The 23,252-nt window shown below is 57.4% G+C and carries 21 protein-coding genes and 1 pseudogene; 17 read left to right on the forward strand and 5 right to left on the reverse strand.

Features of this window, described 5'->3' with window-relative positions:
* Window positions 1-102: 102 nt before the first annotated feature.
* Entirely contained in the window at window positions 103-1,107 is a 1,005-nt protein-coding gene (locus tag BUC36_RS16550) for a tRNA dihydrouridine synthase (RefSeq protein ID WP_073277260.1), read from the reverse strand.
* A gap of 433 nt (window positions 1,108-1,540) precedes the next feature.
* On the opposite strand from BUC36_RS16550, the gene BUC36_RS16555 reads away from it, so the two are divergent.
* From BUC36_RS16555 to BUC36_RS16565, 3 genes are read left to right on the forward strand one after another with little or no spacing between them, the layout of a single operon-like run.
* Complete coding sequence (locus BUC36_RS16555; RefSeq protein ID WP_073277262.1) at window positions 1,541-1,774, forward strand: OadG family protein; 234 nt, start codon at window positions 1,541-1,543, stop codon at window positions 1,772-1,774.
* A gap of 55 nt (window positions 1,775-1,829) precedes the next feature.
* Window positions 1,830-3,617, forward strand: coding sequence for a sodium-extruding oxaloacetate decarboxylase subunit alpha (gene oadA, locus BUC36_RS16560; RefSeq protein ID WP_073277264.1), 1,788 nt, complete (start codon window positions 1,830-1,832; stop codon window positions 3,615-3,617).
* 20 nt (window positions 3,618-3,637) lie between these two features.
* A complete protein-coding gene (locus BUC36_RS16565) occupies window positions 3,638-4,951 on the forward strand; it encodes a sodium ion-translocating decarboxylase subunit beta (protein ID WP_073277266.1) in 1,314 nt (437 codons plus the stop codon).
* 361 nt (window positions 4,952-5,312) lie between these two features.
* Here BUC36_RS16565 and BUC36_RS16570 read toward each other — a convergent pair whose 3' ends face one another.
* From BUC36_RS16570 to BUC36_RS16580, 3 genes are all read right to left on the reverse strand, one after another.
* A complete protein-coding gene (locus tag BUC36_RS16570; RefSeq protein ID WP_159436036.1) occupies window positions 5,313-6,461 on the reverse strand; it encodes an alginate export family protein in 1,149 nt (382 codons plus the stop codon).
* Window positions 6,462-7,037: 576 nt separating this feature from the next.
* Window positions 7,038-7,742 carry a type 1 glutamine amidotransferase gene (locus BUC36_RS16575; RefSeq protein WP_073277270.1) on the reverse strand — a complete coding sequence of 235 codons (705 nt, stop codon included), beginning with the start codon at window positions 7,740-7,742 and terminating at the stop codon, window positions 7,038-7,040.
* Window positions 7,743-7,816: 74 nt separating this feature from the next.
* Entirely contained in the window at window positions 7,817-8,842 is a 1,026-nt protein-coding gene (locus BUC36_RS16580; RefSeq protein WP_073277272.1) for an NADP-dependent oxidoreductase, read from the reverse strand.
* Window positions 8,843-8,938: 96 nt separating this feature from the next.
* Between BUC36_RS16580 and BUC36_RS16585 the strand changes: the two genes are divergently transcribed.
* The 14 genes and pseudogenes from BUC36_RS16585 (at window position 8,939) to BUC36_RS16650 (ending at window position 22,161) form a co-directional block, all read left to right on the forward strand.
* Window positions 8,939-9,823 carry a LysR family transcriptional regulator gene (locus tag BUC36_RS16585; RefSeq protein ID WP_073277274.1) on the forward strand — a complete coding sequence of 295 codons (885 nt, stop codon included), beginning with the start codon at window positions 8,939-8,941 and terminating at the stop codon, window positions 9,821-9,823.
* Window positions 9,824-10,095: 272 nt separating this feature from the next.
* Window positions 10,096-10,878 carry a co-chaperone DjlA gene (gene djlA / locus BUC36_RS16590; protein WP_073277276.1) on the forward strand — a complete coding sequence of 261 codons (783 nt, stop codon included), beginning with the start codon at window positions 10,096-10,098 and terminating at the stop codon, window positions 10,876-10,878.
* Between the two features lie 35 nt (window positions 10,879-10,913).
* Window positions 10,914-11,219 (forward strand): BolA family protein, encoded by a 306-nt coding sequence (locus BUC36_RS16595; RefSeq protein WP_073277278.1) that lies wholly within the window; start codon window positions 10,914-10,916, stop codon window positions 11,217-11,219.
* Between the two features lie 318 nt (window positions 11,220-11,537).
* Window positions 11,538-12,347, forward strand: coding sequence for an OmpW/AlkL family protein (locus BUC36_RS18625; RefSeq protein ID WP_084536201.1), 810 nt, complete (start codon window positions 11,538-11,540; stop codon window positions 12,345-12,347).
* Between the two features lie 585 nt (window positions 12,348-12,932).
* Window positions 12,933-13,745, forward strand: coding sequence for an OmpW/AlkL family protein (locus BUC36_RS16605; RefSeq protein ID WP_407661787.1), 813 nt, complete (start codon window positions 12,933-12,935; stop codon window positions 13,743-13,745).
* A gap of 404 nt (window positions 13,746-14,149) precedes the next feature.
* Window positions 14,150-14,893, forward strand: coding sequence for an OmpW/AlkL family protein (locus BUC36_RS16610; RefSeq protein ID WP_159436037.1), 744 nt, complete (start codon window positions 14,150-14,152; stop codon window positions 14,891-14,893).
* 142 nt (window positions 14,894-15,035) lie between these two features.
* Window positions 15,036-15,308 (forward strand): CDGSH iron-sulfur domain-containing protein, encoded by a 273-nt coding sequence (locus BUC36_RS16615; protein ID WP_073277286.1) that lies wholly within the window; start codon window positions 15,036-15,038, stop codon window positions 15,306-15,308.
* 131 nt (window positions 15,309-15,439) lie between these two features.
* Entirely contained in the window at window positions 15,440-17,164 is a 1,725-nt protein-coding gene (locus tag BUC36_RS16620; RefSeq protein ID WP_073277288.1) for a diguanylate cyclase, read from the forward strand.
* A gap of 112 nt (window positions 17,165-17,276) precedes the next feature.
* Complete coding sequence (locus BUC36_RS16625; RefSeq protein WP_073277290.1) at window positions 17,277-17,774, forward strand: nucleoside deaminase; 498 nt, start codon at window positions 17,277-17,279, stop codon at window positions 17,772-17,774.
* A 142-nt stretch (window positions 17,775-17,916) separates the two neighbouring features.
* The gene (locus BUC36_RS16630) at window positions 17,917-19,608 is read left to right on the forward strand and encodes a diguanylate cyclase (RefSeq protein ID WP_073277446.1); all 1,692 of its coding nucleotides are present in this window, start codon (window positions 17,917-17,919) and stop codon (window positions 19,606-19,608) included.
* A 417-nt stretch (window positions 19,609-20,025) separates the two neighbouring features.
* The gene (locus BUC36_RS16635) at window positions 20,026-20,730 is read left to right on the forward strand and encodes a hypothetical protein (protein ID WP_073277292.1); all 705 of its coding nucleotides are present in this window, start codon (window positions 20,026-20,028) and stop codon (window positions 20,728-20,730) included.
* Window positions 20,731-20,827: 97 nt separating this feature from the next.
* A pseudogene (locus BUC36_RS16640) lies at window positions 20,828-21,058 on the forward strand (glutathione transferase); the annotation flags it as partial.
* Between the two features lie 90 nt (window positions 21,059-21,148).
* Window positions 21,149-21,616, forward strand: a complete 468-nt coding sequence (locus BUC36_RS16645; RefSeq protein ID WP_073277294.1) for an AAC(3)-I family aminoglycoside N-acetyltransferase — start codon at window positions 21,149-21,151, stop codon at window positions 21,614-21,616.
* Window positions 21,617-21,696: 80 nt separating this feature from the next.
* Entirely contained in the window at window positions 21,697-22,161 is a 465-nt protein-coding gene (locus tag BUC36_RS16650; protein WP_073277296.1) for a GFA family protein, read from the forward strand.
* A gap of 53 nt (window positions 22,162-22,214) precedes the next feature.
* Here BUC36_RS16650 and BUC36_RS16655 read toward each other — a convergent pair whose 3' ends face one another.
* Window positions 22,215-22,889, reverse strand: a complete 675-nt coding sequence (locus tag BUC36_RS16655) for a DUF4919 domain-containing protein (RefSeq protein WP_073277298.1) — start codon at window positions 22,887-22,889, stop codon at window positions 22,215-22,217.
* Between the last annotated feature and the right edge of the window lie 363 nt (window positions 22,890-23,252).

Below are 23,252 nucleotides of genomic sequence, written 5' to 3' on the forward strand. Positions count from 1 at the left end.
GCCGGACTGATCGCAGAAGTGGTAGTCCGATCAGTATAGGAGCTGTGATAAATGGGAAGAGGAGAGGTCGGGGCGAGGCGAATGTGCCACTCGCCCTCGGCATCAGGCCGCTTCGATGCCCTCGACTTCGGTCGCCAGTTCGTCGGCGAAGGCGGCTTCGATCGCTTCCGCTTCGCGCAGGCGCTTGATGCGCTCAAAGAATAGCTGCGCCTCGGGAAAGGCCAGTTTCAGGTAAGCCAGCCACTGCTTGATACGGTTGCCCAGGTACTTGGCCGGATAGTGGTCGCGGGTGGTCTGGTAGTAGTCCCACAGCAGCCCCATCACCTGTGGCCAATCCATCGGTGTGTAGTCATGGCCGGCGCAGAGGGCCTTGATCTGCAGCCCCAGGTCCGGCCGTGCCAGCAGGCTGCGGCCAAACATGAAGGCGCTGCAGCCGGTCACCTGGCGGCAGCGCTGGAATTCCGCCACCGTCCAGATATCGCCGTTGGCAATCACCGGGATGGACAGTTGCTCGCGTATCTCGCCGATATATTCCCAGTAGGCGGGCGGGCGGTAGCCATCGACTTTGGAGCGGGCGTGGACCGCCAGCTCATTGGCACCGCCGGCTTCCGCGGCGCGGGCGTTGTCCAGATAGCTGGACCTGTCCGAATAGCCGAGGCGGATCTTGGCCGTTACCGGGATACTGTCCGGAACTGACCGGCGCACGGCACCGACGATGGCTTCCACCCGGTGCGGGCTCTGCAGCAGGCAGGCGCCGCCGTCGCTGTTGTTGACCGACTTGGCCGGGCAGCCAAAGTTCAGGTCGATGGCCCTGGCCCCGGCGCTGACGGCCCGGGCCGCATTGACGGCCATGGCCTCGGGATTGCCGCCGAGCAACTGCAGGCGCACCGGGATGCCGCTGGCGGTGGCGGCTCCGCTTTCCAGCTCGGGGCAGAGGCGGGTAAAGACGCGTCGCGGCAGCTTCGTATGGGTGACGCGCACAAATTCGGTGACACAGATATCCACGCCGCCGATGGCGGACAGCAGCGCACGGACATGGTGGTCGATCACGCCTTCCATCGGGGCTTGGTAGATTCTGGGTAATAACGAATCTGTCTCTGCGGTCATAAACTGGCGCCTGGACGCTCTGGCGAATTGTGGGCGCGTATTCTAACAGCTTGCGGGGGTGGTTGGTGTAAAAATGAGCAGCGTGGCACTGAAAGATAAGTCGGTAATAGGGCGGTGTCATTGCCTCAATTTACGCGCTCTATCGCGAATTATTTATGGCGTCATTTATATCGCTATCGTTGCGGCTGAAACTAATAAGTGTTTGATTTTAAAAGCATCTTGTATTGATAATAGCGCCCGCTCAGTACAAATACCTGTCATAAGAATTTGTTAGGGAAGTTAATCGAAACGGGTATTGCTGCAGTCGGCCGCAGGCCGATAAACAACCGTGACATGTCCATAATATCGCGCAGCGAATCATTGTGTTGCGGGTGTAAATAAAACCGTTCAGGATGATCGGTTTTATTGCCTGAATACTTAGGGGAATAACAAAGTGCAAGACACGCTACTTCAACAGGGGCTGGACATCACGCTGTTCGGCATGGGGATTGTTTTTACTTTCCTACTGGTGCTGGTGATCGGCACCGGCATTATGTCCCGCATTATTACCCGCAACTTTCCCGAAGCGGAGCCGGTGGCTCCCGCACCCAGCAGTGCAGCCGATGATGAGGCGCGCCTGCGCAAAGTGATCAAGGCGGCGATCGAACAGCATCGCAAGAGACGCTGATGATTGCTCATTACTGCTGAACAACCTCCAATAAATTTGCCGAGAGAGACGACCCATGACTGAGGTTAAAAAGCCACTGGGAATTACTGATGTAGTCCTGCGCGACGCCCACCAGTCACTGTTTGCGACCCGTATGCGACTGGACGACATGCTGCCGATTGCGGAAAAGCTCGACAAAGTCGGATTCTGGTCACTGGAATCCTGGGGCGGTGCCACTTTCGACTCCTGCATCCGTTATCTCGGCGAAGATCCGTGGGAGCGTATCCGCGAACTGAAAAAGGCAATGCCGAACACGCCGCAGCAGATGCTGTTCCGTGGCCAGAATATTCTCGGCTACCGCCACTACGCCGATGACGTGGTGGGAAAATTTGTCGAGCGCGCGGCGGAAAACGGCGTGGACGTCTTCCGCGTATTCGATGCGATGAACGATATGCGCAACCTGCAGACGGCACTGCGCGCCGTTAAAAAGCATGGCAAGCACGCCCAGGGCACTATTTCCTATACCGTCAGCCCCGTGCACACCATGGACCTGTGGGTGGATCTCGGCCGCCAGATCGAAGATATGGGGGCGGACTCTATCGCAATTAAGGATATGGCCGGCTTGCTGCGCCCCTACGAGGGCTACGAACTGGTGAAGAAATTGAAGGCGGCGGTGGATATTCCGATCCATATGCAGTGCCACGCCACCACAGGTCTCTCCACCGCGACTGCGTTGAAATGCATCGAGGCGGGTATCGACAATGTCGACACCGCCATTTCTTCCATGTCGATGACCTACGGCCACAGCCCCACCGAGGCGCTGGTGGCAATCCTCGAGGGTACCGACCGTGACACCGGCCTGGATATCAACCTGCTGGAAGAGATCGCGGCCTACTTCCGCGAGGTACGCAAGAAGTACGCGAAGTTTGAGGGCTCCCTGCGCGGTGTCGACTCACGCATTCTCGTCGCCCAGGTTCCCGGTGGCATGCTGACCAATATGGAAAACCAGTTGCGCGAGCAGGGCGCCGGCGATCGCCTGGACGAAGTGCTGGAAGAGATCCCGCGGGTGCGCGAAGACCTCGGCTTTATTCCGCTGGTGACGCCGACCTCCCAGATCGTCGGCACCCAGGCGGTGCTGAACGTGCTTACCGGTGAGCGCTACAAGTCCATTTCCAAAGAGACCGCCGCAGTGCTGAAAGGCGAGTACGGCGCGACCCCGGCGGAAGTGAACAAGGAACTGCAGACTCGCGTGCTGGAAGGCGCCGAGCCCGTCACCTGCCGCCCGGCGGATCTGCTGCAGCCGGAGCTCGACAAGCTGACGGCGGAACTACAGCAAAAGGCCGGCGATGAAGGTGTCGTTCTGGCGAGCGGCGAGGAGCAGATAGACGACGTACTGACCTACGCGCTCTTCCCGCAGATAGGCCTCAAGTTCCTGAAGAACCGCGGCAATCCGGACGCCTTCGAGCCGGTGCCCACCGGCAATGAGGGCAGTGCGGTCAAGAATGACAAGGGCGAGGAAGTCTACACGGTAACAGTGGAGGGGCAGAAATATACCGTCACTGTTGCCGACGGCGGCGACCTGACCGGCATCGCTCCGGTGGCCGATGCGTCCGCCGCGCCCACCTCTGCCGCGGCGCCGGTCGCCACTGGTGGTGAAGCGGTGAAGGCGCCGCTCGCGGGCAATATCTTCAAGGTCGTCGTCAAACCCGGCGACCAGGTCGTGGAAGGCCAGACCATCGTCGTGCTGGAAGCGATGAAGATGGAAACTGCGGTCAGCGCGCCCCGTGCCGGCAGCGTGACCAGTGTGGCGATCAAAGAGGGCGATTCCGTGGCAGTGGGCGATGCCCTGCTGTCCATCGCGTAACGCAGGAATAGGAGTCGCACGTGGATAACCTACTCAACCTTTGGCAGTCGTCCGGCGCTTATCAGATGACACCCGGTCAGTTCACGATGATTCTTGTCGGCCTGGTATTACTGTTCCTGGCCATTCGCAAGAATTTCGAGCCGCTGCTGCTGGTGCCTATCGGATTCGGTGGTCTGCTCGCCAATATTCCCGGTGCCGATCTGGCACTGTCGGCGGCGGAGACGGCGCTGGCGTCCGGTGATGCAACCGTACTGGCGCAGATGGCGCAGATTCTCGGCGTCGGCGGCGGGGAGTCCCTGTATGCGCTGAAAGAGGCCCTGGCCAATGCGCCGGCGGCAGTGCAGGCACAGGTCGCGCAGTACGCGCTGGACGCCGGCTTCAGCAACGGCATGCTGTATAACTTCTATTCCGTGGCCATCGCCTCAGGCGTTGCGCCGCTGGTGATTTTTATGGGGGTGGGCGCGATGACGGATTTTGGTCCGTTGCTCGCCAACCCGCGCACCCTGTTTCTCGGGGCGGCGGCGCAATTCGGCATCTTCGCCACCGTGCTGGGTGCAGTCGGTCTGTCCGTGGCCGGCATCATGGATTTCTCCATCGCCGACGCGGCTGCGATCGGTATTATCGGCGGCGCCGATGGCCCCACGGCGATCTACGTTTCCAGTCTGCTGGCACCGGATCTGCTCGGCGCCATCGCGGTTGCGGCCTACTCCTATATGGCGCTGGTGCCGCTCATTCAGCCGCCAATCATGCGCGCGCTGACCACAGCGGAGGAGCGCAAGATCGAGATGGTGCAGCTGCGCCATGTCAGCAAGCGCGAGAAGATCACTTTCCCGCTGCTGCTGCTGATTCTGGTCGCACTGTTCCTGCCGGACGCGGCGCCGCTGCTGGGGATGTTCTGCTTCGGCAACCTGATGCGCGAGTGCGGCGTAGTGGCGCGCCTGTCGGATACCGCCCAGAACGCGCTGATCAATATCACCACTATTTTCCTCGGCCTGTCCGTCGGTTCCAAGCTGGCTGCGGACAAGTTCCTGGACCCGAAGACACTGGGAATTCTGGCGCTCGGCATTGTCGCCTTCGCGATCGGTACTGCCGCCGGCGTGCTGATGGCGAAGTTGCTGAATGTTTTCAGCCAGCACAAGATCAACCCGCTGATTGGGTCGGCCGGCGTATCCGCAGTGCCGATGGCGGCACGGGTCTCGAATAAGATTGGTCTGGAGTCCAACCCGCACAATTTCCTGCTGATGCACGCGATGGGCCCCAATGTGGCCGGGGTGATCGGTTCCGCAGTGGCGGCGGGCGTCATGATTACCATGGTGCGCGCGATGACCGGCTGACGATCCCGGTACTGCTGCGAGGAAACAAGGGCGAACACTGGGTTCGCCCTAGACTGTTGATAAACCCCGCATTCCATTCTGAGCTGGTGCGGTGGCGGCCAAGCACTAGGGCGAGCATTTCGAAACGCTGTGAATACATCCCTGTAAGCTCCGGCGGCGACGGTCCGGCCGCTGCAGGCATTCGCGGCGCCTTCGGCCCTGTCGCCGACGGTTCGAAATGCTCGTCCTAGCACTTTGCCTTCAATTTTGACTGCATTACTTTGTCAGCAACCTGAGGGCGAACCTTGTGTTCGCCCTTTTTTATTGCGCAACAACTGGGTGAAGCACGGCCAAATTCGGCGGTGCGAAGCGGTTACCGGGACTACTTGGGCGCTGATGGGTTGATCAAAATGGAGAACCAGAATTTTTCCGTATCCTGGCTAAACTCGTCTGCCCGGTAATCTGCGTATTTTGCCTGGAGCTTCAGCCAGCGATTGACCTTGAATTCGACCACGGCGTCGGTTTCATGGCCGTAGTCAAGGCTGCCCTTGGTCGAGCGGAAGTCGTGATAGATCAGACCAAAATTGAAGTTGCACCATTTGAAGCCCGCCTTGACATAGGCGTCACCGACGCCATCAACGGGAGTATTGAGGAACTGGTCGGCCCAGCCCTGAAATTTGTGCAGTGTCGCCAGGGGGGTGATAAATGCCGCTTTGCCGGTGCCGCCCAGATACTCGTAGCCACCACCGAAACTGAAACGCTCGAATTTGACATTGGATTCGGCGAGGAAATAGCGCTCGGTGTAATCGATGGGATTATTTTCAATGCCTTTCTGGATTGCCGCCGAAAGCCACCAGTCCCAGGCGAAGGGCTTCTTACCCGGCGGACAGGAACCGTGATAGTGCAGGCCCAGGGTGCCGGTGGAAAGGTTTTCACCGTTGGAGTTGTTGACGCCGCTGTCGAAGTCGAACCAGTAGAGGTAAGGCACCAGTTCGTGGTTTTCCACCGGTGAATAGGGCAGGCGGACTGGAATAACCGTTCCCCTGAGGTCCGAATTGGGTCCGTCGGGCCCGAAAACCCGGTTGACGTTTCCAATCCACGCCACGTCCCCGCGCCATCCCTTGGCGTAATAGCCCATCGAGAATTCCGCGCGCCCGCCGTCAAATGTCTGCTCGTTCTGACGCCACGCGACGCCACCCACGAAGCGCTGGTTGTCCTGGTTGATTCGCTGCCTGCCCACAGTACCGGTAAAGGGCTTGGTCTTGTACTGCACCTGAATCCGGTTCAGATCTGTGTCCGTGGGGTCGGCTACCACCGGGTACTGGGTCTTTCCGTTGACGGTGGAGTTGTAGCGCTCCGAACCGATCGACGAGACGTTGTCCGGTTCAATGAGTCCAACCCAGTTATTGAGTGAGGCAGTGTGCCAGGTGACACGGCTGCGCAGGGTACTGGCATTCGCGTTTTTGGTGAAATTTTCCTGATCGACTCGTTCGTAGCGATAGCGGAAGTCCACGTCTACGCAGCTCTGCATAATCGCACTGTGCAAGTCGGTAGCGGTGGCGTGGTCGGACAGTACCGGTTGGCAGAAACCGCCAAATAACACACCAAATAACAATAGGGACGACACCGCTCGCTTGAGAGCAGAGGGCGGGGCGGGAGAACGTAGAATTCGACAATCGCTCATAGATATGTGCCAGGTTCGAGTGCGAAACGTCTCATGCCAGCATCTCCACGGCCTGTCGTTGGAATTGCTCAGCGCGAGTTCGATGCTGAACGAATCGAAAGTCCTGGCCGTTGGCTGCGGTTGAATCCGGCGGTGCCTACACCTCCGACTGTATTCGTCGAGATAAAAAGCTAGTCGGGGAATTTGCACTTTTCCAGATTGGTTCGTTGCCGGCAGTAACTGTCTGCGCCATGGTGTGGCCGGTGTCAGGCGAGAGTTTGCGCGCGGGTGGGCCTAGGGGGGGGGGCGGTTGGATGAGCGCTGTGCCGGGCTTAAGTCCTTCCCTTTGGGGGAAGTATGCGGGGTGGTGATGAGCGAGGTGGTGATCGCGGCTTATTGCTCCGGGCTGCAGCGCGTCGGGTGACGGACCGCTGCAGTAGATCGCTATTGAAGGTACAGCCGTTGTGCGAAGCGCCGCAGTGGTGAAGTGGACTTGGATGGGGCGTCGACAGAAATCAGTGGGCTGAAGTGCGTGTCGAGGATTTCGAAGAGCGCGCGGCGCCCGGCGTCGTGAAAGATTTCCGGTGATCCGTGCCTGGCGAAATATTTGGGAAAGAGGCGCGCGATATCATCCGCTGACCACTCGAGGTGAAATTGCAGGCCCAGAATATTGTCGCCGGCAGAGAAGGCCTGGTGCGGACAAAGTTTGGACTCGGCCAGGCACCGCGCACCGGCGGGAATGGCAAAGCGGTACTTGTGGGCGTGAAACACCAGTCCGGTGCCCATTTTCCAGCCCGGCACCGGGTTGACCGGCAGCCAGCCCAGCTCTTCGGTAGGCATTTCTATCACGTCAGCACCGAGTGCGTGGGCAAGCAGTTGTGAGCCGAGGCAAATCCCGAGAACAGGAATCGGCTGGCGAATGGCCCGACCCAGCCAGTCGATTTCCCGTGCGAGCCAGGACAGCTTTTCGCGGTCGCGCACGTCCATCAGCCCGCCGAGGACGATCAGTCCGTCGTATCCGCCGTCCGGGAGCATCTCTCTCTTGGGATCAACAATATCCAGTGCGACGTTGCGCGCTGCGGCCCAGTCGGCGATATAGCCCGGCCCCTCGCGCCGTTCGTGCTGGATGATCAGCAGCCGGTTACCCATGGTTAGTGAATTTCCTTCATCTCAAAATTCCTGAATCCGTCCTCAATGCTTCCCTGGGCCATGATTGGGCGGCCCTAGTTAACCCTGACAATCATCTTGCCGGTGTTATCGCCGTGAAACAGGCCACTCAACGCCGCCGGAAGGCGCTCGAATCCGTCCACGATGGTTTCCCGGTAGCGGATCTCGCCGTTGCCGACCCAGGGGCCGACCACGGCGAGCATTTCGTCCATGCGATAATTGAAATCGCGCGCGAGAATGCCCTGGACACACGCACGCTGGTACAGCATGTGGTGCAGGAATCGCGGACCGTTTTCCACCTCATCCAGGTTGCCGCTGTACTGGCTGATCTGACCACAGATAACGATGCGGGCGCGGCGATTGATGTTCGGAATCACCGCATCGGTAATAGTGCCGCCGACATTGTCGAAATAAATATCGGCGCGGATCCGCTCGGCTTTGAAAAAAGCATCCAGCTCCGCAGCGCCGTTAAACCGCCGGTAATTGATCGCACTGTCAGCGCCCAGTTCGTCACTGAGCCATTCACATTTTTCGTCGCTGCCGGCGAAGGCGACCACGCGGCAACCCGCCTTCTTGCCAAATTGCACCACCAGCGACCCGACGGCTCCGGCGGCGCCGGAAACCAGCAGCGTGTCACCGGGGCGCGGCTGGCCGGCCTCCATCAGACCGAACCAGGCGGTTCTGCCGGGCATGCCGAGTACCCCCAGCGCCGTGGTCACCGGCGCCAGTTGCGGATCCAGCTTGGTTGCCGCAGAAATGTGCACGCGGGAGTAGCGTTCCCAGCCGGTATAGGCGGAGACCCAGTCCCCATCGCTAAAGGCGGCATTGCGGCTCGCGACGACACGGCCGACGACGGCGCCCCGTTGCAGCGTGTTCAGCGGATGCGGCTCTTCCCAATTGGGCTTGGCCGACTGCTGGATGCGCATATAGGGATCGACGCTGATGTAGTGGTTTTCAATCAGAACCTCGTTGGCAGCGAGATCGCTGTCCAGCGGGACGGTTTCCAGCCGGTAGTGGCTCTCATTCACCTCGCCGCTGGGGCGCTGGCAATAGATCCAGCGCTGGTTCTCTCGTGTGCTCATCTGGTTACCACTGTCGACAGTCGCTCTTGTCAGGCGGCGATTCTAGCCATACATTAGTGCCCAATCGATTCTTGACCGTACGGTATTAGTTCCAAAATGGAAATAGAAGACCTGGAGAAGTTTCTGGTCATAGCCGCCACCGAGAACCTGCAGCGGGCGGCGGATCGCCTGGATACCACGGCCGGTGGCCTGAGCAAGTCGCTGCGCCGTCTGGAGACCGCACTGGACACGCGCCTGTTTGACCGGGTGGGCAAGCAGATCAAGGTCAACGATGCCGGGCGCCGCCTGCAGCGGCGCGCCGCGGAAATCGTGGCCATGACGCAGCAGACGCGGGCCGAATTCAGCGGCCTGGCCCATACCCTGGAGTGCCGTGTGGCGGCGCCGGCGATGTTGCAGTTAAAGTGGGCGGGGCGAATTCAGCAGGTGCTGGTGCAGCAACATGGAAACGCGCGTCTCTCCATGACCTCGGCCTACGAGGCGCTGGCACTGAAGATGCTGGTGCGTGGCGAGGTGGATTTCGCGTTGGTTACCGACGCCATGAGCGGGAAGATCCCGAACGGCATGTCCGTGCGTGCTATCGGTTCCACCACCATGCGGGTTGCCGCGGCACCTTCGCATCCGCTGGTGGCGGGGCGGACGGCAAGACCGATAGAGGTGACCACGGAAACGATTCTGCAGCATCCGTTTGCGGCGCCGACGGTTTCTCCGTTCTGCGGCGAGGAGCGCGGAATCGGTAGCGATGGCTGGCGCGAGGACGCGCTGCCGCGCAAGATCGGCGCGGTGGTAAATGACTACGGTGTGCTGTGTAGTATGGTGATGAGCGGTGGGTTACTCGCCTACCTGCCGGAACAGCTGCTCGCCGAGATTGGCGCCGTGAGAATAAAGGTGGTCGATTGCCCTTATTACTGTACCGAACACCTGATTGCCGTCTGGCGCGGCGGCAGTGAAGGCTGGCTGGATCGGCTGGTGCCGGCAATCTGAGTGTCTCCCCGTACTGTCCGGCCGCGCGTGTCGCAGGGCTTGAGCAATCGCTGGGTGCGCTCGCCCCGTGATTGCGGTCCTCGCGCTGACCAGTGCCGGTGGCGCTACCTTGAGTTCACCGCGCCCGGTCGGTAGTGGGGGTGGTCGAATAGCTGCTGCGGGCAGCATGACCATGGAGTCTGGATATTCCACTGGCGCGGCGGTGCGCGTGTTATGATAGGCGCGTTTTTTTGTCACGATTGGGGCGCGTTGCGGCGCTCGGAGGAAAAGATATGTCCTGGTTGGGCGCGGGTATTGGAGCCGGTATCGGTTTGATGTTTGGCGGCCCCATTGGCGCAGCGCTGGGCGCCTGGATCGGCAGTTCTTTCAGTGCCGGTCTGCAGCGCGTCGGCGCAGCGGCAGCCGGCCTGAACCGCGATGGGGCGCAGACGGTTTTTATCGTCACGCTGTTTTCGATGTTGGCCAAAATTGCCAAGGCGGACGGTACGGTTTCGAAAGCGGAAGTCCAGCTGATCGAAGACTTCATGCAGAACAACCTCCGCCTCAGCGCCGAGGATCGCAAGCAGGCGATCAAGATCTTTCAGAACGCCAAGACCGACAATTACAGCATCTACGACTACGCGCGCCAGTACCAGCAACTGGTGCGCAACCAGGCGATGCGCGAGATGGTTTATCGCCTGCTGTTTGCGGTCGCCTATGCCGATGGCGATCTGCATGCGGCCGAAGAGGAAATACTGCGCCGTATCCCCGGGGATCTCGGCCTGCACGATTCCATTTTCTCCACCATGCGCGGAGAGTTCGACCATCGCGCGCCGGCCTCCATGGATAGCCTCAAACAGCATTACGATGTGCTCGGATGCTCGCCCGAAACCAACGATCGCGACCTGAAGCTGGCTTACCGCCGCAAAGCCGCCGAGTTCCATCCGGACAAAATCGCCGCCAAGGGACTGCCGGAGGAATTTATGCGCTATGCGGAGGACCAGATGAAAAGCGTCACCGTCGCCTACGAAACCATCGTTGAAGCGCGCAAGCTTCAGGCGAGTGTCGCCTCTTAAGTAGTCCGAAGCGTTCAGGTAACCGAGATATCTTTATGAGCCTTGCCGAGAAAATCGAACAGAAACTGACAGCGGCTTTCGCACCGGAATATATAGAAGTGCAATGCGAGAGCCACATGCATAACGTACCTGCCGGTTCTGAGATGCATTTTCGGGTAGTACTGGTCAGCGATGTATTTACACCACTGCGCAAGGTCCAGCGCCACCAGAAGATTTATGCGGCGCTCGCTGAAGAAATGGCCGGCCCGATTCACGCCCTTGCGCTGCACACTTACAGCCCCGAGGAGTGGGAAGGCGCCGCACCGCAGAGCCCGCAATGTCTCGGTGGCGGTAAAAAGTAAATTTTCAGTCGTTTTTAACGCCGATTTTTCCCTCCCATTTCCCTGCCAATGGCTCGGCGATTTTTCGACGAGCCTCTCACTGACGCACAGTTTTCTGCTTTTGCAGTATTCGTTCTTCAAAAGTCGCGCATTTTTCTTTGCGCATTAAGAAATCTTTCCCGCCCAAATAATTAATACCGTGCCGAATTTGCAGGAAGGTTCTTTTTCAACGCCAATAATTGGTTTTTTTTTCTACAGCGGTGATTTCACGCGACTAGACTGATCATTGATTGAGCAGGTTGCTGTTTGACTTGCTGAATTTCTAAATGGAGTTAGCAAATGAAGATGACGCGTGTTTTAGTTCCCGTTATGGCGCCCCTGGCATTGGCGGTATCTGGTGTAGCGTCCGCAGGACCTTCTGGATATGCCCCGCCTCCGCCTCCTCCCAAGAAACAGGAATTCATTGTTCGCGTGGGCGGTTCCTACGTCTCCCCGAGAGCGGATTCAGTTACCTTTACGGATGAGCGTTTTGATTTTCTCGATATCCGCTCATTCCGCGGAACTGTAGATCCTGATGATGAATGGGGTTGGTTCATTAACTTTGAGTGGAAGGCAATGGATCACTTTGGCCTTGAACTCAACTATACCGATGGAGGCTCCCACAGGGGCGGCAGTGCCCGGCGTTATTTTAACTTTGTCTTACCCGACGTAACGGTTGGTAGCATTGGCGAATTCGAGCCAGAAATCACCACGTTAATGATGAAGTGGTATCCGCTGGATCCGTCTTGCCTGGTACAACCCTATGCCGGCTTCGGGATCAACTATACGGATTTCGGTGGCGAGAAATTCCGGGGCTGGAGACGCAGAGAGCTGCGGGACCTTGGCCTCAGAAGTCGCTTCAGCATGGGTTACTCCTGGGGTTACGCGGCGCAGATCGGTGTGGACTTCAGTTTCGGCCACGACAGTGCCTGGCTGGTCAACGCGGCTGCGATCTATACGCGCGCGGAATCTGATATCCGGTTCTCGGTATTCGATGTAGACCCGGTGGCAATACCACAGGAGGATAGATTTTTCGAAGCCTACTCCGCCGACTACGAATATGATCCGTGGATTTTCAACCTGGGTGTCGGTTACAAATTCTCATTCTGAGTATTTCAATCGATACTTGAACGAGGGCGCTTCGGCGCCCTCTTTTTTTTAAGAATTGGCAGGGCGGGATAATTTGGCGGTTCTTGACCGCATTGTTTTGACTGGCTATGCAGACTTTCCGCAGACGAAAAATCTTGCGTGCGCCGATCCATAAAGGAATACCATGAAGGTTATTATGACGACTGTATTGTGTCGGAGTAGCCCAGTGAGAATTACCGCCACTTGGGGCCGATTCCCTTCGGAAAGCGCGGCACGTATAGCACCGTTTTTTGGCGCTCATTTATACCGGGGAAAGAGCTAGCCGCCAAAATTTTGATTGGAGTTACGCGTAATTCTTCTTCTGCTCGTTGAATTTTCCGCCCATATTTTCTTCCGGCCACGCATTTTTGTTTATACGTACGCCAAAAAAATCAATGTTCCGCCAACTTTACACGAAAATTCCAAGCTTTAGGTGGGTGGTTGGGTGTTTTTTCTACAGGCGTTTCTTTCGTGTCTAGACTGAAAAATGATTGGGTTGATTGCTGTTGAATTAGCCGAATATCAATGGAGTTAAAACTTATGAAAATGACGCGCATTCTGACACCTATGGCACTAGCAGTTTCCACTGCTGTAGTTTCAGTCGCGGCATCTGCCGGCCCCTCCGGTTACGCCCCGCCGCCACCTGCGGCACCTCCGGCAGTCTATAAGGCCGGTACCGTAATGTTGCGGCTCGGCGCATCCTGGGTCGACCCGGATGACGATTCCGGCCGCTGGAGATACAACCGGGATCTATTTCCGGAGTTCGAGGGGCTCGGGTACAAGATCGACAACGATACCGGCTGGAACTTCTCCGTGGGTTTCATGCCGATAGATCACTTCTCGATTGAGTTGGGTTACATCGGCAAAACTGAGCACGATGTCGACTGGACCGGCCTGCTACAGCCTGTGTTTCCGGCAGTCGGACCGGAGTTTGAACCCTTGCCGGGTAAGCTCCGTGTCGGCAGTGTCGATCGCCAGACCGGTACCCTGTTCTTTAACTGGTTCCCGGTGTGCAAGGAGTCCTGGATACAACCGTACGTCGGTCTTGGAGCCATCTACACCGACTTTGACAATCTGAGGTTCAGAACCACCGCCAACGACTATTTGTCGGATCTCAATGAGGTGTTGACGGGTCCGGCCACGATGTACTTCGAAGACGACTGGGGCTGGGGCGCCCAGTTCGGTGTTGACATCATGTTCGGGCGCGATAGCAACTGGCTGGTGAACCTCGCGGGGCAATACCACGATGTGGATACGGTAACGGATCTGCATTACGCATTCCCCCGTGAACTAGAGCCGGGAAGCTTCGTGCGCGCAGCGCGGAGAGACCTGGATCTCGATGCCTGGGTTTGGAATCTCGGAATCGGTTACAAGTTCTGATCTCCGGACTATCTTTTCGTGGAAAAAGGCGCTTCGGCGCCTTTTTTCATGGCCGGAAACGGGGTTCAGCCAATGGTCAAGGAACATCATCGAAAATAACGGGAACTCTGTTCGCCAGTAGCCGCTGCAGAAATGAGTAGGATTTATAATTTCCGGTCCGCAATCGGTAAAAAGCGGCGGAGCGCTGCCACAGATATTGCGCCAACTTTGCAAAAGATTTCTTTTTATATCGTGTTTTGAATCTTTTTCGAAAGCCTGCATTTCTCAATGTCTAGACTGAAGTGTGACCAGGCGTTTTGCCATGGAAATTCGATCAACGAATGGAATTGTCGGTTATGGAGATAACCCGAATTCGGACAATTTCGGCACTGGCTATATTCTGCGCCGCACTTCCGATTGCCGCAGTGGCGGAATCCGATGAGTATCGATACACGCTGCCGGGATCGTCAACTGCGGTATACAGCGCCGGAACCGTGATGGTGCGTCTCGGTGGCTCTTACCTTGAAGCGGATGATCAAAAAGGCAAGTGGCGTTTCGATCGGGTCCGCTATCCTTTCCTGGATGGGCTCAGGTACAAAATTAGCACTGCAAACACCTGGAACTTCACTGCGGGTTTCATGCCTATGGACCACTTTGCGGTGGAGGTGGGCTATATCGGTAAGTCGACGCATGACCTGGATTTTCAGGGGCTTCAGTCTCCGTTTGCGGGGCGCAAGATTCGTGCCGGCGATATCGAACGACGCAGCGGCACCATCATGTTCAACTGGTTTCCTGTTTGCACGGAATCCTGGGTGCAGCCTTATGTGGGTGTCGGTTTTAATTACACGGACTTTGACGATGTGAAGCTTGGCAGGGTCGCCAACGAGTACCTGGCTGTGGTTTCCGATGGCATTGGAGAAGCGAAAGTTTTTCTGGATGACACCTGGGGTTGGGCGGCGCAGGTTGGCCTCGATGTCATGTTTGGCCCGGAAAACGACTGGTTTTTTAATGCCGCCATCCAGTACCAGGACGTGGAGGTGACTGCGGATCTGCACTTCGCGGTGCCCGGCGTAATCATCCCCAAGACATTCGTCCACGCCGCCAGAACACGGGTCGAATTCGATCCCTGGATCTACAGCATTGGATTTGGTTACAAGTTCCGCTTGTAATCCCGGGCCGAGGCAGTGCGGTTTCTGTGCCACAGGTTCGCGAATGGCATGCCGGTATCTTTCCCGAGCACTGCTGGCAGGAGTATCTTTAGTGCTGGCAGTGCGCCATCCAATAGAAAATCCATAACAGCAGGGCTCAGATATGAGTTCACCCGTCGTCGCCAATAACCTGCCCAAGCGTGTCCACCTCGAAGCCGGCCAAGCCTACTTCTTCTGCGTTTGCGGGCGCTCTGCCAATCAACCATTTTGCGACGGCAGCCACAAGGAAACGGACCTGAAGCCGATGAAGTTCACCGTGCAGGAGAGCGGTGATTTCTGGCTGTGCTGCTGCAAGCACACCGAGAACCGGCCCTTTTGTGATGGTCACCACAACCAGTTCACCCCGGCAGATGTGGGGCAGGAGAGGCCGCTGTAATCGGCTGTAAGCTGGTGCGGTAGCCTCTCAGCACACTTGTGATACCATCGTTCCTTAGTTAGCCGGGCCGCACAGGGAAGCTGTGGCAGTGCTTGCCAATAATGACATAACAATGACACGGGCTTTTAGGGATGAAGCGGGCTTTTACCATCTGGGGGCTGCTGTTGCTCTGTCTGTGCGGCAGGGTCTATGGGGAAACCCTCACAGTTACCCCGGATCTGCAACCGACATCACTGACTCCGGTCCTGCGTCTGCTTGAAGACAGGGGCGGCGAGCTGGATTTTGCCCAGATTCAGTCCCCGCAATATCAGGCCAGGCTGACCAGCTGGGGCCAGCCCGCAGCCAATTTTGGTTATTCCCGCTCCGCCTACTGGGTGGCATTCACCCTGCGCAACCCCACCGAGCAGCCTCTGTCGCTGCTGGTCCGCCAGGACTACCCGCTGATTGATTACCTGGACTTCTGGGCCCAGGACAGCGATGGCAACTGGCAGCGGACCGCCACCGGAGACCGTCGGCCGTTCGCCAGCCGCCAACTGGAGCTACGGGAATTCATCTTCTCGGTGACATTGCCTGCACAGAGTGAGCGCACCTTCTACCTGCGTTACGCCTCCCAGGGGGCGATGAATATCGGCCTATCCGTCACCAGCGAGACCAATTACCTATCCAAGCTTGAACTGGATCAGCTGCTGCTGGGTATCTATTACGGCGGCTTCCTGGTGCTGGTGATCTACAACCTGTTCCTGTTTATGGCGGTGCGGGACAGGGCCTATGTCTATTACATGGGCTATGTGCTCAGTTACGGTCTCTACTTCGGCGCACTGAACGGCGTCACTTTCCAGTTTGTCTGGCCCGAGAATCCCTGGCTCGCCAATGTAAGCCTGGTATTTATGCTGGGGCTAACATTGATCTCGGGCGTCCAGTTTGCGCGCGAGATCTGTGCCGGCCGGCAACTGGCGCCGCGCACCGACAAGCTCGCGCGCCTGCTGCTGTATATCCTGATACCGCTGACCGCAATTTCCCCGTTTGCCAGCTATCGGCTGATGGTCACCACCTTCACGGTGTTTACCCTGGTGGCCAGCGTACTGCTGCTGGTGATGGGGGCGATCAGCCTGCTGCGCGGTTCTATTTCGGCGCGCTACTTTATGATGGGCTGGATTGCGCTGCTCGCCAGTGTCATCGTTTACGTATTCAAGACCTTTGGCTGGTTGCCCCACAACGCTTTCACTCACAACGCCTTCCAGGTGGCCGCGCTGATCGAGATGATGCTGCTGTCCCTGGCATTGGGGGCGCGGGTCAATGAAATCCGCAAACGCGGCTACATCGACGAACTCTCCCATCTCCACAATCGCCGCTACTTCGAGGAACAGCTGCCGCGGGAATTCAGCTTCGCCGCCCGCTCCTCGACATCGCTGTCGCTGCTGATGCTGGATCTGGATCACTTCAAGGCGATCAACGATCACTACGGCCACCGCCAGGGTGACCGCGCCATCCGCGCGATTGGTGACCTGATCCTGAAGCAGGTGCGCAAACCGGTGCTGGCCTGCCGCTACGGTGGTGAGGAGTTCGCGATCCTGCTGCCGCGCACCAGCGAAGAGCAGGCCGCGGTCATTGCCCAACGGCTGGTGTGTAAGGTGGCGGAGCTGGATCTGTACGAGATGCCGCTGACAGTCAGTATCGGTGTGGCCAGTTTCGAGCGCGACAATTTCGAGGCGGCGCTGCAGCTGTTCGAAGCCGCGGATATGGCGCTGTACCGGGCCAAGCAACAGGGGCGCAACCGGGTGGTGGTGAGCGCACCGGATGCCGGCCAGGCCGATGGTGTCGCGGTGACGAAAAGGCGGGAACCCGCGAAGGTATAACAATCGCGGCTACCCAAAAAATGCGCACCGGAATCATCGCGTCTAAAAAGCGCGCTCGCGCTTAATGGCTTATCCTGTCCGCCGAGTAAGCAGATAACAGGATAGGCAATCCATGGGTAATACGGCGGAGCAGGGCCCACAGGCTGCGCAGCACCGGAAATTCCTCGCCCGCGCGGTCGAACTAGCGCGGGACAACGTGACTAATGAAGGCGGTCGCCCGTTCGGCGCGGTGCTGGTGCGCGATGGCGAAATTATCGCCGAAGGCGTCAACACCATTCATATCAACGGCGATCTAACCGGCCACGCGGAACTCGAAGCCATGCGCCGCGCAACGATTGAGGCGGGTGAGCCGCGCCTCGATGGCTGCGTCATCTATGCCAGCGGCCACCCATGCCCCATGTGCCTGTCGGCCATGTACCTGTCCGGCGTCAGCGCGGTCTACTACGCCTGCTCGCAGGAAGACGGCGATCCCTACGGCCTCTCCACCGCCGACATCTACCATGAACTCACGCTGCCGCCGCAACAGCGCCAGCTGCCAATGGCATACCTGCCGCTCGCCGAAGGGCCGGCGGTATATCGGGACTGGCAGGCGCGCAAGGATCGGGAATAAGCAGCTAGAAATAAGCGACGTGAATAGCCGTGCTCGGTTACTGAATATCGAAAGTCGTTAGGGGTAGGATGGCGCTAGTCACAGCTCCGCTGTGATACCATCGACGGAATTAACAAAAAAACAGCGCTGATGGATGGCCGCGATGCAAATCGCCAAATTGTTCTGGGGGTTATTCTTTCTCTGCCTGGCGACCTGTGCCAGCGCGGAAGCCGTGAACGTCGCGCCGGGCATGCAGCCCACAGCGCTGACGCCGTCACTGCGGCTGCTGGAAGACAAGAGCGCTGAACTGGATTTCTCCCGCATCCAGACACCGGCAGTGCAGGCCCGGCTGCAACCCTGGAACAAATCCTCGGCCAATTTTGGCTTTACCCGCTCCGCCTACTGGGCGGCCTTCACGCTGCGCAATTCCACCGACAAAGCGGTGCCGCTGGTCATCCGCCAGGACTACCCGCTGATCGATTACCTGGATTTCTGGGGCCAGGACGATAGCGGCGCGTGGCAGAAAATCGCCACCGGCGATCGCCTGCCGTTTGCCAGCCGCCCGCTGGCGCTGCGGGATTTCGTGTTTCCGGTGACGCTGCCCGCGCACAGCGAGCGTACCTATTACCTGCGCTACGCCACCCAGGGCTCGCTGAATATCGGCCTGTCCGTCAGCAGTGAAACCGCCTTTCTGCCTCAGCTGAACCTGGAGCAGCTGCTGCTGGGTATCTACTACGGCGGCTTCCTGGTGCTGGTGATCTACAACCTGTTCCTGTTTCTCGCCATGCGCGACACCGCCTATGTCTATTACATGGGTTACGCGATCAGCTACGGGCTCTATTTCGGTGTGCACAACGGCGTGTCCTTCCAGTTTGTCTGGCCCGGCAGCCCGTGGTTCGGCAACCACAGCCTGATCGTACTGCTCGGCCTGTCCCTGATCTTCGCCACTCAATTTGCCCGCGTCGTCTGCGCCGGCCGCCAGCTGGCACCGCGCACCGACTGCGTCGCGCGCTGGCTGCTGTACGGCATGATTGCATTGACTGCCATAGCGCCGCTGTTCAGCTACGGCATCACCATCCTGGTGTTTTCAATGCTGACGCTGGTGGTCTGTGCGCTGCTGCTGGGTATGGGCACCATCAGCGTGCTGCGCGGCTCGATTTCTGCGCGCTATTTTATGGTGGCGTGGATCACGCTGCTGTCCAGCGTGATCGTCTATATGCTGAAGACCTTCGGCCTGCTGCCCCACAACGGCTTTACCCAGAATGCCTTCCAAGGAGGCGCATTGATCGAGATGGTGTTGCTGTCGCTGGCCCTCGGCGCCCGCGTCGGCGAGATCCAGAAGCTCGGCTATACCGATGAGCTGTCGCGCCTCTACAACCGCCGCTATTTCGACGAGCAGCTGCCACGGGAATTCAACTTGGCCGCCAGTTCCGGCACGCCGCTGTCGCTGCTGGTCCTCGACCTGGACCACTTCAAAGCCATCAACGACCGCTACGGCCACCGCCACGGCGACCTCGCCATTCGTGCCGTCGGCGAACTGATCCTGAAGAAGGTGCGCAAACCGATGCTGGCCTGCCGCTACGGAGGCGAGGAATTCGCGATACTGCTGCCGCGCACCAAGGGCGAACAGGCCGCAGTGCTGGCTGAGCGACTGGTGCAGCGAGTGGCGGAACTGGACTGCCACGGTATGCCGCTGACGATCAGTATCGGCGTGGCGAGCTTCGAGGGCGGCAACTTCGATGCGGCGGTGCAGCTGTTTGAGGCCGCGGATGCGGCGCTCTATCGGGCCAAGCAGGCGGGGCGGAATAGAGTACTGGTGGAGGTTGTCGGTGATGTGGTGCTGGAACCCGCGTGATAAGGGATCTGCTGACAAGAGATTGCGTCTATTGAGCGGAAGACGATACCTGTATTGAATCTCCCTGTGTCCGGGCATGTGCTGTCGATCACTGTATGAATGTAGTGGCTCCAGTGATGGCGGCCACAAAACAGCCCCGGCGACAGATATTTCTGGAGTTTACGAAAAGTAAACAAAAAATCTTTATTTATCAAGGGGTTAGACTTTAGTGTTGCGATATAGGTATGTGTCGTCAGGGCTGTTGGTACACGATCGTTGAAAAGTTAAAAGTCAGTTAGGGCTCTAAGATTCAAGCGAAGTGGGTAGTGTTGACACAATTCCACGAGCGAAATATAAGTCGATAGCAAAACGGCGTTAGGGGCACGATATAAGTGTTATGAATCTCCAGGAAATCACTTGGAAACTTAGGATAAGAAAATGAATAATCAAAAAGGAAGTGTTTTAATTGGGGCCATAGTTGTTGCAGCAATACTAGGGGTTGCATTGTTTTTTTATGTTAGTAAGTTTGAGCAAGCCAAGAAAGATTATGAGGATACTAGAAGCGCGCTTGAACACCTGAAAAAACTTAATGAAATATCTGTTTCAGAAGGAATTCAGGTAAAGCAGGCAATCTTCGAATTTGTGAATATCCCTACTGAAATATCATTTAGATTCAAAGAAGAATATGACCGTCCTAAGGGCGGGAGTGGGGTACTCGATGAGCAGGTGGATATTCTATATAAAACAGATTACATTTTTACATATGGATATGACCTTGAAGATTGGGCTTGGTGTGCATCGCTGTCAGAGGTCAAGCCTAGCTTTGTAACTGTTAGAAAACCTAAAGCAATATGGACGAATAAAAACAAAAAAGTAGCCCCGAAAGAGTGGTTTACTATCGAGGGTATACATTATCAGGAAGAGCTTGGTGCAAAAATACAGAGCGATGCTGCAAATCGTTTGTCTGATAAGTTAGTTCAGATTTCCAGTAAGCATCTAAGTGATGATGCTATGAACTCTAACATGGAAAGAGCATTGAAAGAGTTCTTAATGGAAATAATGAATTCTTCTTACGAAAAATCAAACCCAGTTAGTGGCATAGATTTCGTGACTAACCTGGACTCGGCTTGCAAGAAGATATAAGCCCGATTGCATAAAGTCAGGGTAAGGCAAAACATGCGGGCTTGGGTAAATTGTCCTCTTTCTTGTTTGGGTCAGAAAAGTCGCCAATTCACCGCTCAGTCAGGATTACTGTCATTTAGCGTTTGATGTTTCCGAGGAGAATTTCAACGCGATTTCTGAAAAGCTTCGCGCAGCAAATGTGGTTGAATGGAAGCAAAGTAGGAGTGAAGGGAATTCACGGTATTTTTTAGATCCTAACGGCCATAAATTTGAGATTCATAGTGGTTGCTTAGACAGTCGTTTGGAGTCTCTCAAATTCAGCCCGTATCAAGGCCTGGTATGGATGTAGGCAATCATTGCAAGTCAATCAACTTCGCGTTTTCGGCGCCGTGTGTGCTAAGGCGCTGATCCGTGGCGTAATGCTGCTTAGGAGTGTTTTGTGTCGCTGGTGATTCACCATCTCAAGCCTGACGATGTCTCTCTGATGGAGGCGCTGTCCTCGGTATTCGGCGAGGCCTTTGGCGACGCGGACACCTACACCGGGAATCGTCCGAGTGCGGATTACCTTCGGCGGCTGCTGGGTGGTGACTCTTTCATTGCGCTGGCCGCCTTGAAGAATGGCAGTGTTGTCGGTGGCATTGCGGCCTACGAGCTTAGAAAGTTTGAACAAGAGCGCAGTGAAGTCTATATCTACGATCTAGCCGTCTCAGCGGCACACCGGCGCGAAGGTATTGCGACGAGGTTGATCGAAGAACTGAAGAGGGTCGCGGCAGAGCGCGGGGCTTATGTCGTCTTCGTCCAGGCCGATACCGGCATCGAGGACGAGCCCGCCATCGCGCTGTATACGAAATTGGGAACGCGTGAAGATGTTCTGCACTTCGACATTGCAGTTGATGGGAACAATTGACGCGGCGTGACAACCGCTTCCAGGGAACAATCCGCTACGCGACCCTGGAATATAAACTCACGAAAAATCGGACACTGATAATGCCACTTCTATCCGGCGGCTGCGCCTGCGGCAAGGTCCGCTACGAGTGCTCGGAAAAACCGATAGTACAGCTGATCTGCCATTGCCGCGACTGCCAGCACGCCAGCGGTGCTGCGTTCGCGGCCACGATGTTCGTGCCGGCCGATCGGCTGGATTACAAGATTGAGACCGAGTTGCACTTCTACGATGTGCAGGCGGAAAGCGGGCGCACGCTGCGCAGGAATTCCTGTGGTGAGTGCGGCTCGCCGATATCGGCGCACTGGCCGGACATGCAGGGGGTGGTGTTGCTGGCCGTGGGTGGCCTCGATGATCAGAGCATGTTCCAGCCCACCCACGAGGTGTGGGTCTCCCGTGCGGAGGCCTGGCATCCCTTCCTGCCGGATACCATCAAGCTGGATGAGGGGCCCACGGACGATGTGGTGCGCGATCCGTTGCGAGCCTATTTCTCTTCGCGCCAGGGCTGATTTCCCGCGCGCGGTGGCTGATATACCGTCCGCCGAAGCTGAAGGCTCTGACGCTATTTTTGCGCGGTCATGCCCTTGGCCCACTGCTTGGTGATATTGAAAAAGAGCGAGGACTCTTTGCCGGTTTCCGGGTCCCGGACTTTCATCTGGTCATAGACACCGTCATCACCCTGTACCAGCGATTGGCCGACGATCTCCAGCCCCTGCAACTGCAAAAACGCGCGCAGTTCCTGCGTGCTGTAGGTTTCGAAGGCGGTCTCTATGGTCTTGCCACTGCCGGTGGCACGGATGGCGTCCATAAAGCCGTTCAGGGCGAACTTGTATTGTTCTGCGACCACCCGGTTGCCGAGCATCCTGTTGCAGACCATGCCCAGGTAATGGCCGGTGAGGCTGGTGAAGTTGACCGCAACGATCTTGGTGGCGGCCTGGGCGCAGGCCTTCCCGTTGCCATTGTGCATCTGGTTGATGCCGTACTTCATGATGTCATAGACGGGATCCATGTAGGGCGCGTATCGGCGGGTCGAGGTGTAGGCCTCGCGCACGCGCTGGAAATCGGCAGTTTCCGCCTGCTCACCTTTCTGCCTCAGGGTCGCCAGTGACTGCTTGTACCAGTCACCGTTGGCATTTTCGGCCAGTGCCGCGGCATCGGGTGAGGGCGCCTGGTCGGCTGGCGTGGTACTGGCACATGCCGTGAGCAACACAAGGCTGGCGAGGACAAGGTATTTCATGGCGCGGCTCCTGCAATGGCCGGTGTGGTTATTTTTTGCACTGTTGCGGTACTTGGGCTCTGTCCCGGTGGATTATCGGCCGGCTGTGCCCGCTGATCAATTTGGGGCGCAGGTATTTTTGCCGGTTAAAAAAAGGCAGCTTAAAGTTGCCTCAGGTCGCTGACAAAGTAATGCAGTTAAAATTTAAGGCAAAGTGCTAGGACGAGTATTTCGAACCGTCGGCGACAGGACGTCGCCGCCGGAGCTTACAGGGATGTATTCACAGCGATTCGAAATGGTCGTCCTAGTGCTTGGCCGCCACCGCACCAGCTCAGAACGGAATGCGGGGTTTATCAACAGTCTGAGGCAGCTTAAAGCTGCCTT

It is taken from the genome of Microbulbifer donghaiensis (assembly GCF_900129095.1).
Taxonomy (GTDB): domain Bacteria; phylum Pseudomonadota; class Gammaproteobacteria; order Pseudomonadales; family Cellvibrionaceae; genus Microbulbifer; species Microbulbifer donghaiensis.

Excerpts from the sequence above, each read along its gene's own strand:
- BUC36_RS16550 (WP_073277260.1), bottom strand. The coding sequence starts at position 1,107 with ATGACCGCAGAGACAGATTCGTTATTACCCAGAATCTACCAAGCCCCG.
- oadA (WP_073277264.1), top strand. The coding sequence starts at position 1,830 with ATGACTGAGGTTAAAAAGCCACTGGGAATTACTGATGTAGTCCTGCGC.
- BUC36_RS16570 (WP_159436036.1), bottom strand. The coding sequence starts at position 6,461 with ATGCAGAGCTGCGTAGACGTGGACTTCCGCTATCGCTACGAACGAGTC.
- BUC36_RS16575 (WP_073277270.1), bottom strand. The coding sequence starts at position 7,742 with ATGGGTAACCGGCTGCTGATCATCCAGCACGAACGGCGCGAGGGGCCG.
- BUC36_RS16580 (WP_073277272.1), bottom strand. The coding sequence starts at position 8,842 with ATGAGCACACGAGAGAACCAGCGCTGGATCTATTGCCAGCGCCCCAGC.
- BUC36_RS16585 (WP_073277274.1), top strand. The coding sequence starts at position 8,939 with ATGGAAATAGAAGACCTGGAGAAGTTTCTGGTCATAGCCGCCACCGAG.
- djlA (WP_073277276.1), top strand. The coding sequence starts at position 10,096 with ATGTCCTGGTTGGGCGCGGGTATTGGAGCCGGTATCGGTTTGATGTTT.
- BUC36_RS16595 (WP_073277278.1), top strand. The coding sequence starts at position 10,914 with ATGAGCCTTGCCGAGAAAATCGAACAGAAACTGACAGCGGCTTTCGCA.
- BUC36_RS18625 (WP_084536201.1), top strand. The coding sequence starts at position 11,538 with ATGAAGATGACGCGTGTTTTAGTTCCCGTTATGGCGCCCCTGGCATTG.
- BUC36_RS16605 (WP_407661787.1), top strand. The coding sequence starts at position 12,933 with ATGGCACTAGCAGTTTCCACTGCTGTAGTTTCAGTCGCGGCATCTGCC.
- BUC36_RS16615 (WP_073277286.1), top strand. The coding sequence starts at position 15,036 with ATGAGTTCACCCGTCGTCGCCAATAACCTGCCCAAGCGTGTCCACCTC.
- BUC36_RS16620 (WP_073277288.1), top strand. The coding sequence starts at position 15,440 with ATGAAGCGGGCTTTTACCATCTGGGGGCTGCTGTTGCTCTGTCTGTGC.
- BUC36_RS16625 (WP_073277290.1), top strand. The coding sequence starts at position 17,277 with ATGGGTAATACGGCGGAGCAGGGCCCACAGGCTGCGCAGCACCGGAAA.
- BUC36_RS16630 (WP_073277446.1), top strand. The coding sequence starts at position 17,917 with ATGCAAATCGCCAAATTGTTCTGGGGGTTATTCTTTCTCTGCCTGGCG.
- BUC36_RS16635 (WP_073277292.1), top strand. The coding sequence starts at position 20,026 with ATGAATAATCAAAAAGGAAGTGTTTTAATTGGGGCCATAGTTGTTGCA.
- BUC36_RS16650 (WP_073277296.1), top strand. The coding sequence starts at position 21,697 with ATGCCACTTCTATCCGGCGGCTGCGCCTGCGGCAAGGTCCGCTACGAG.
- BUC36_RS16655 (WP_073277298.1), bottom strand. The coding sequence starts at position 22,889 with ATGAAATACCTTGTCCTCGCCAGCCTTGTGTTGCTCACGGCATGTGCC.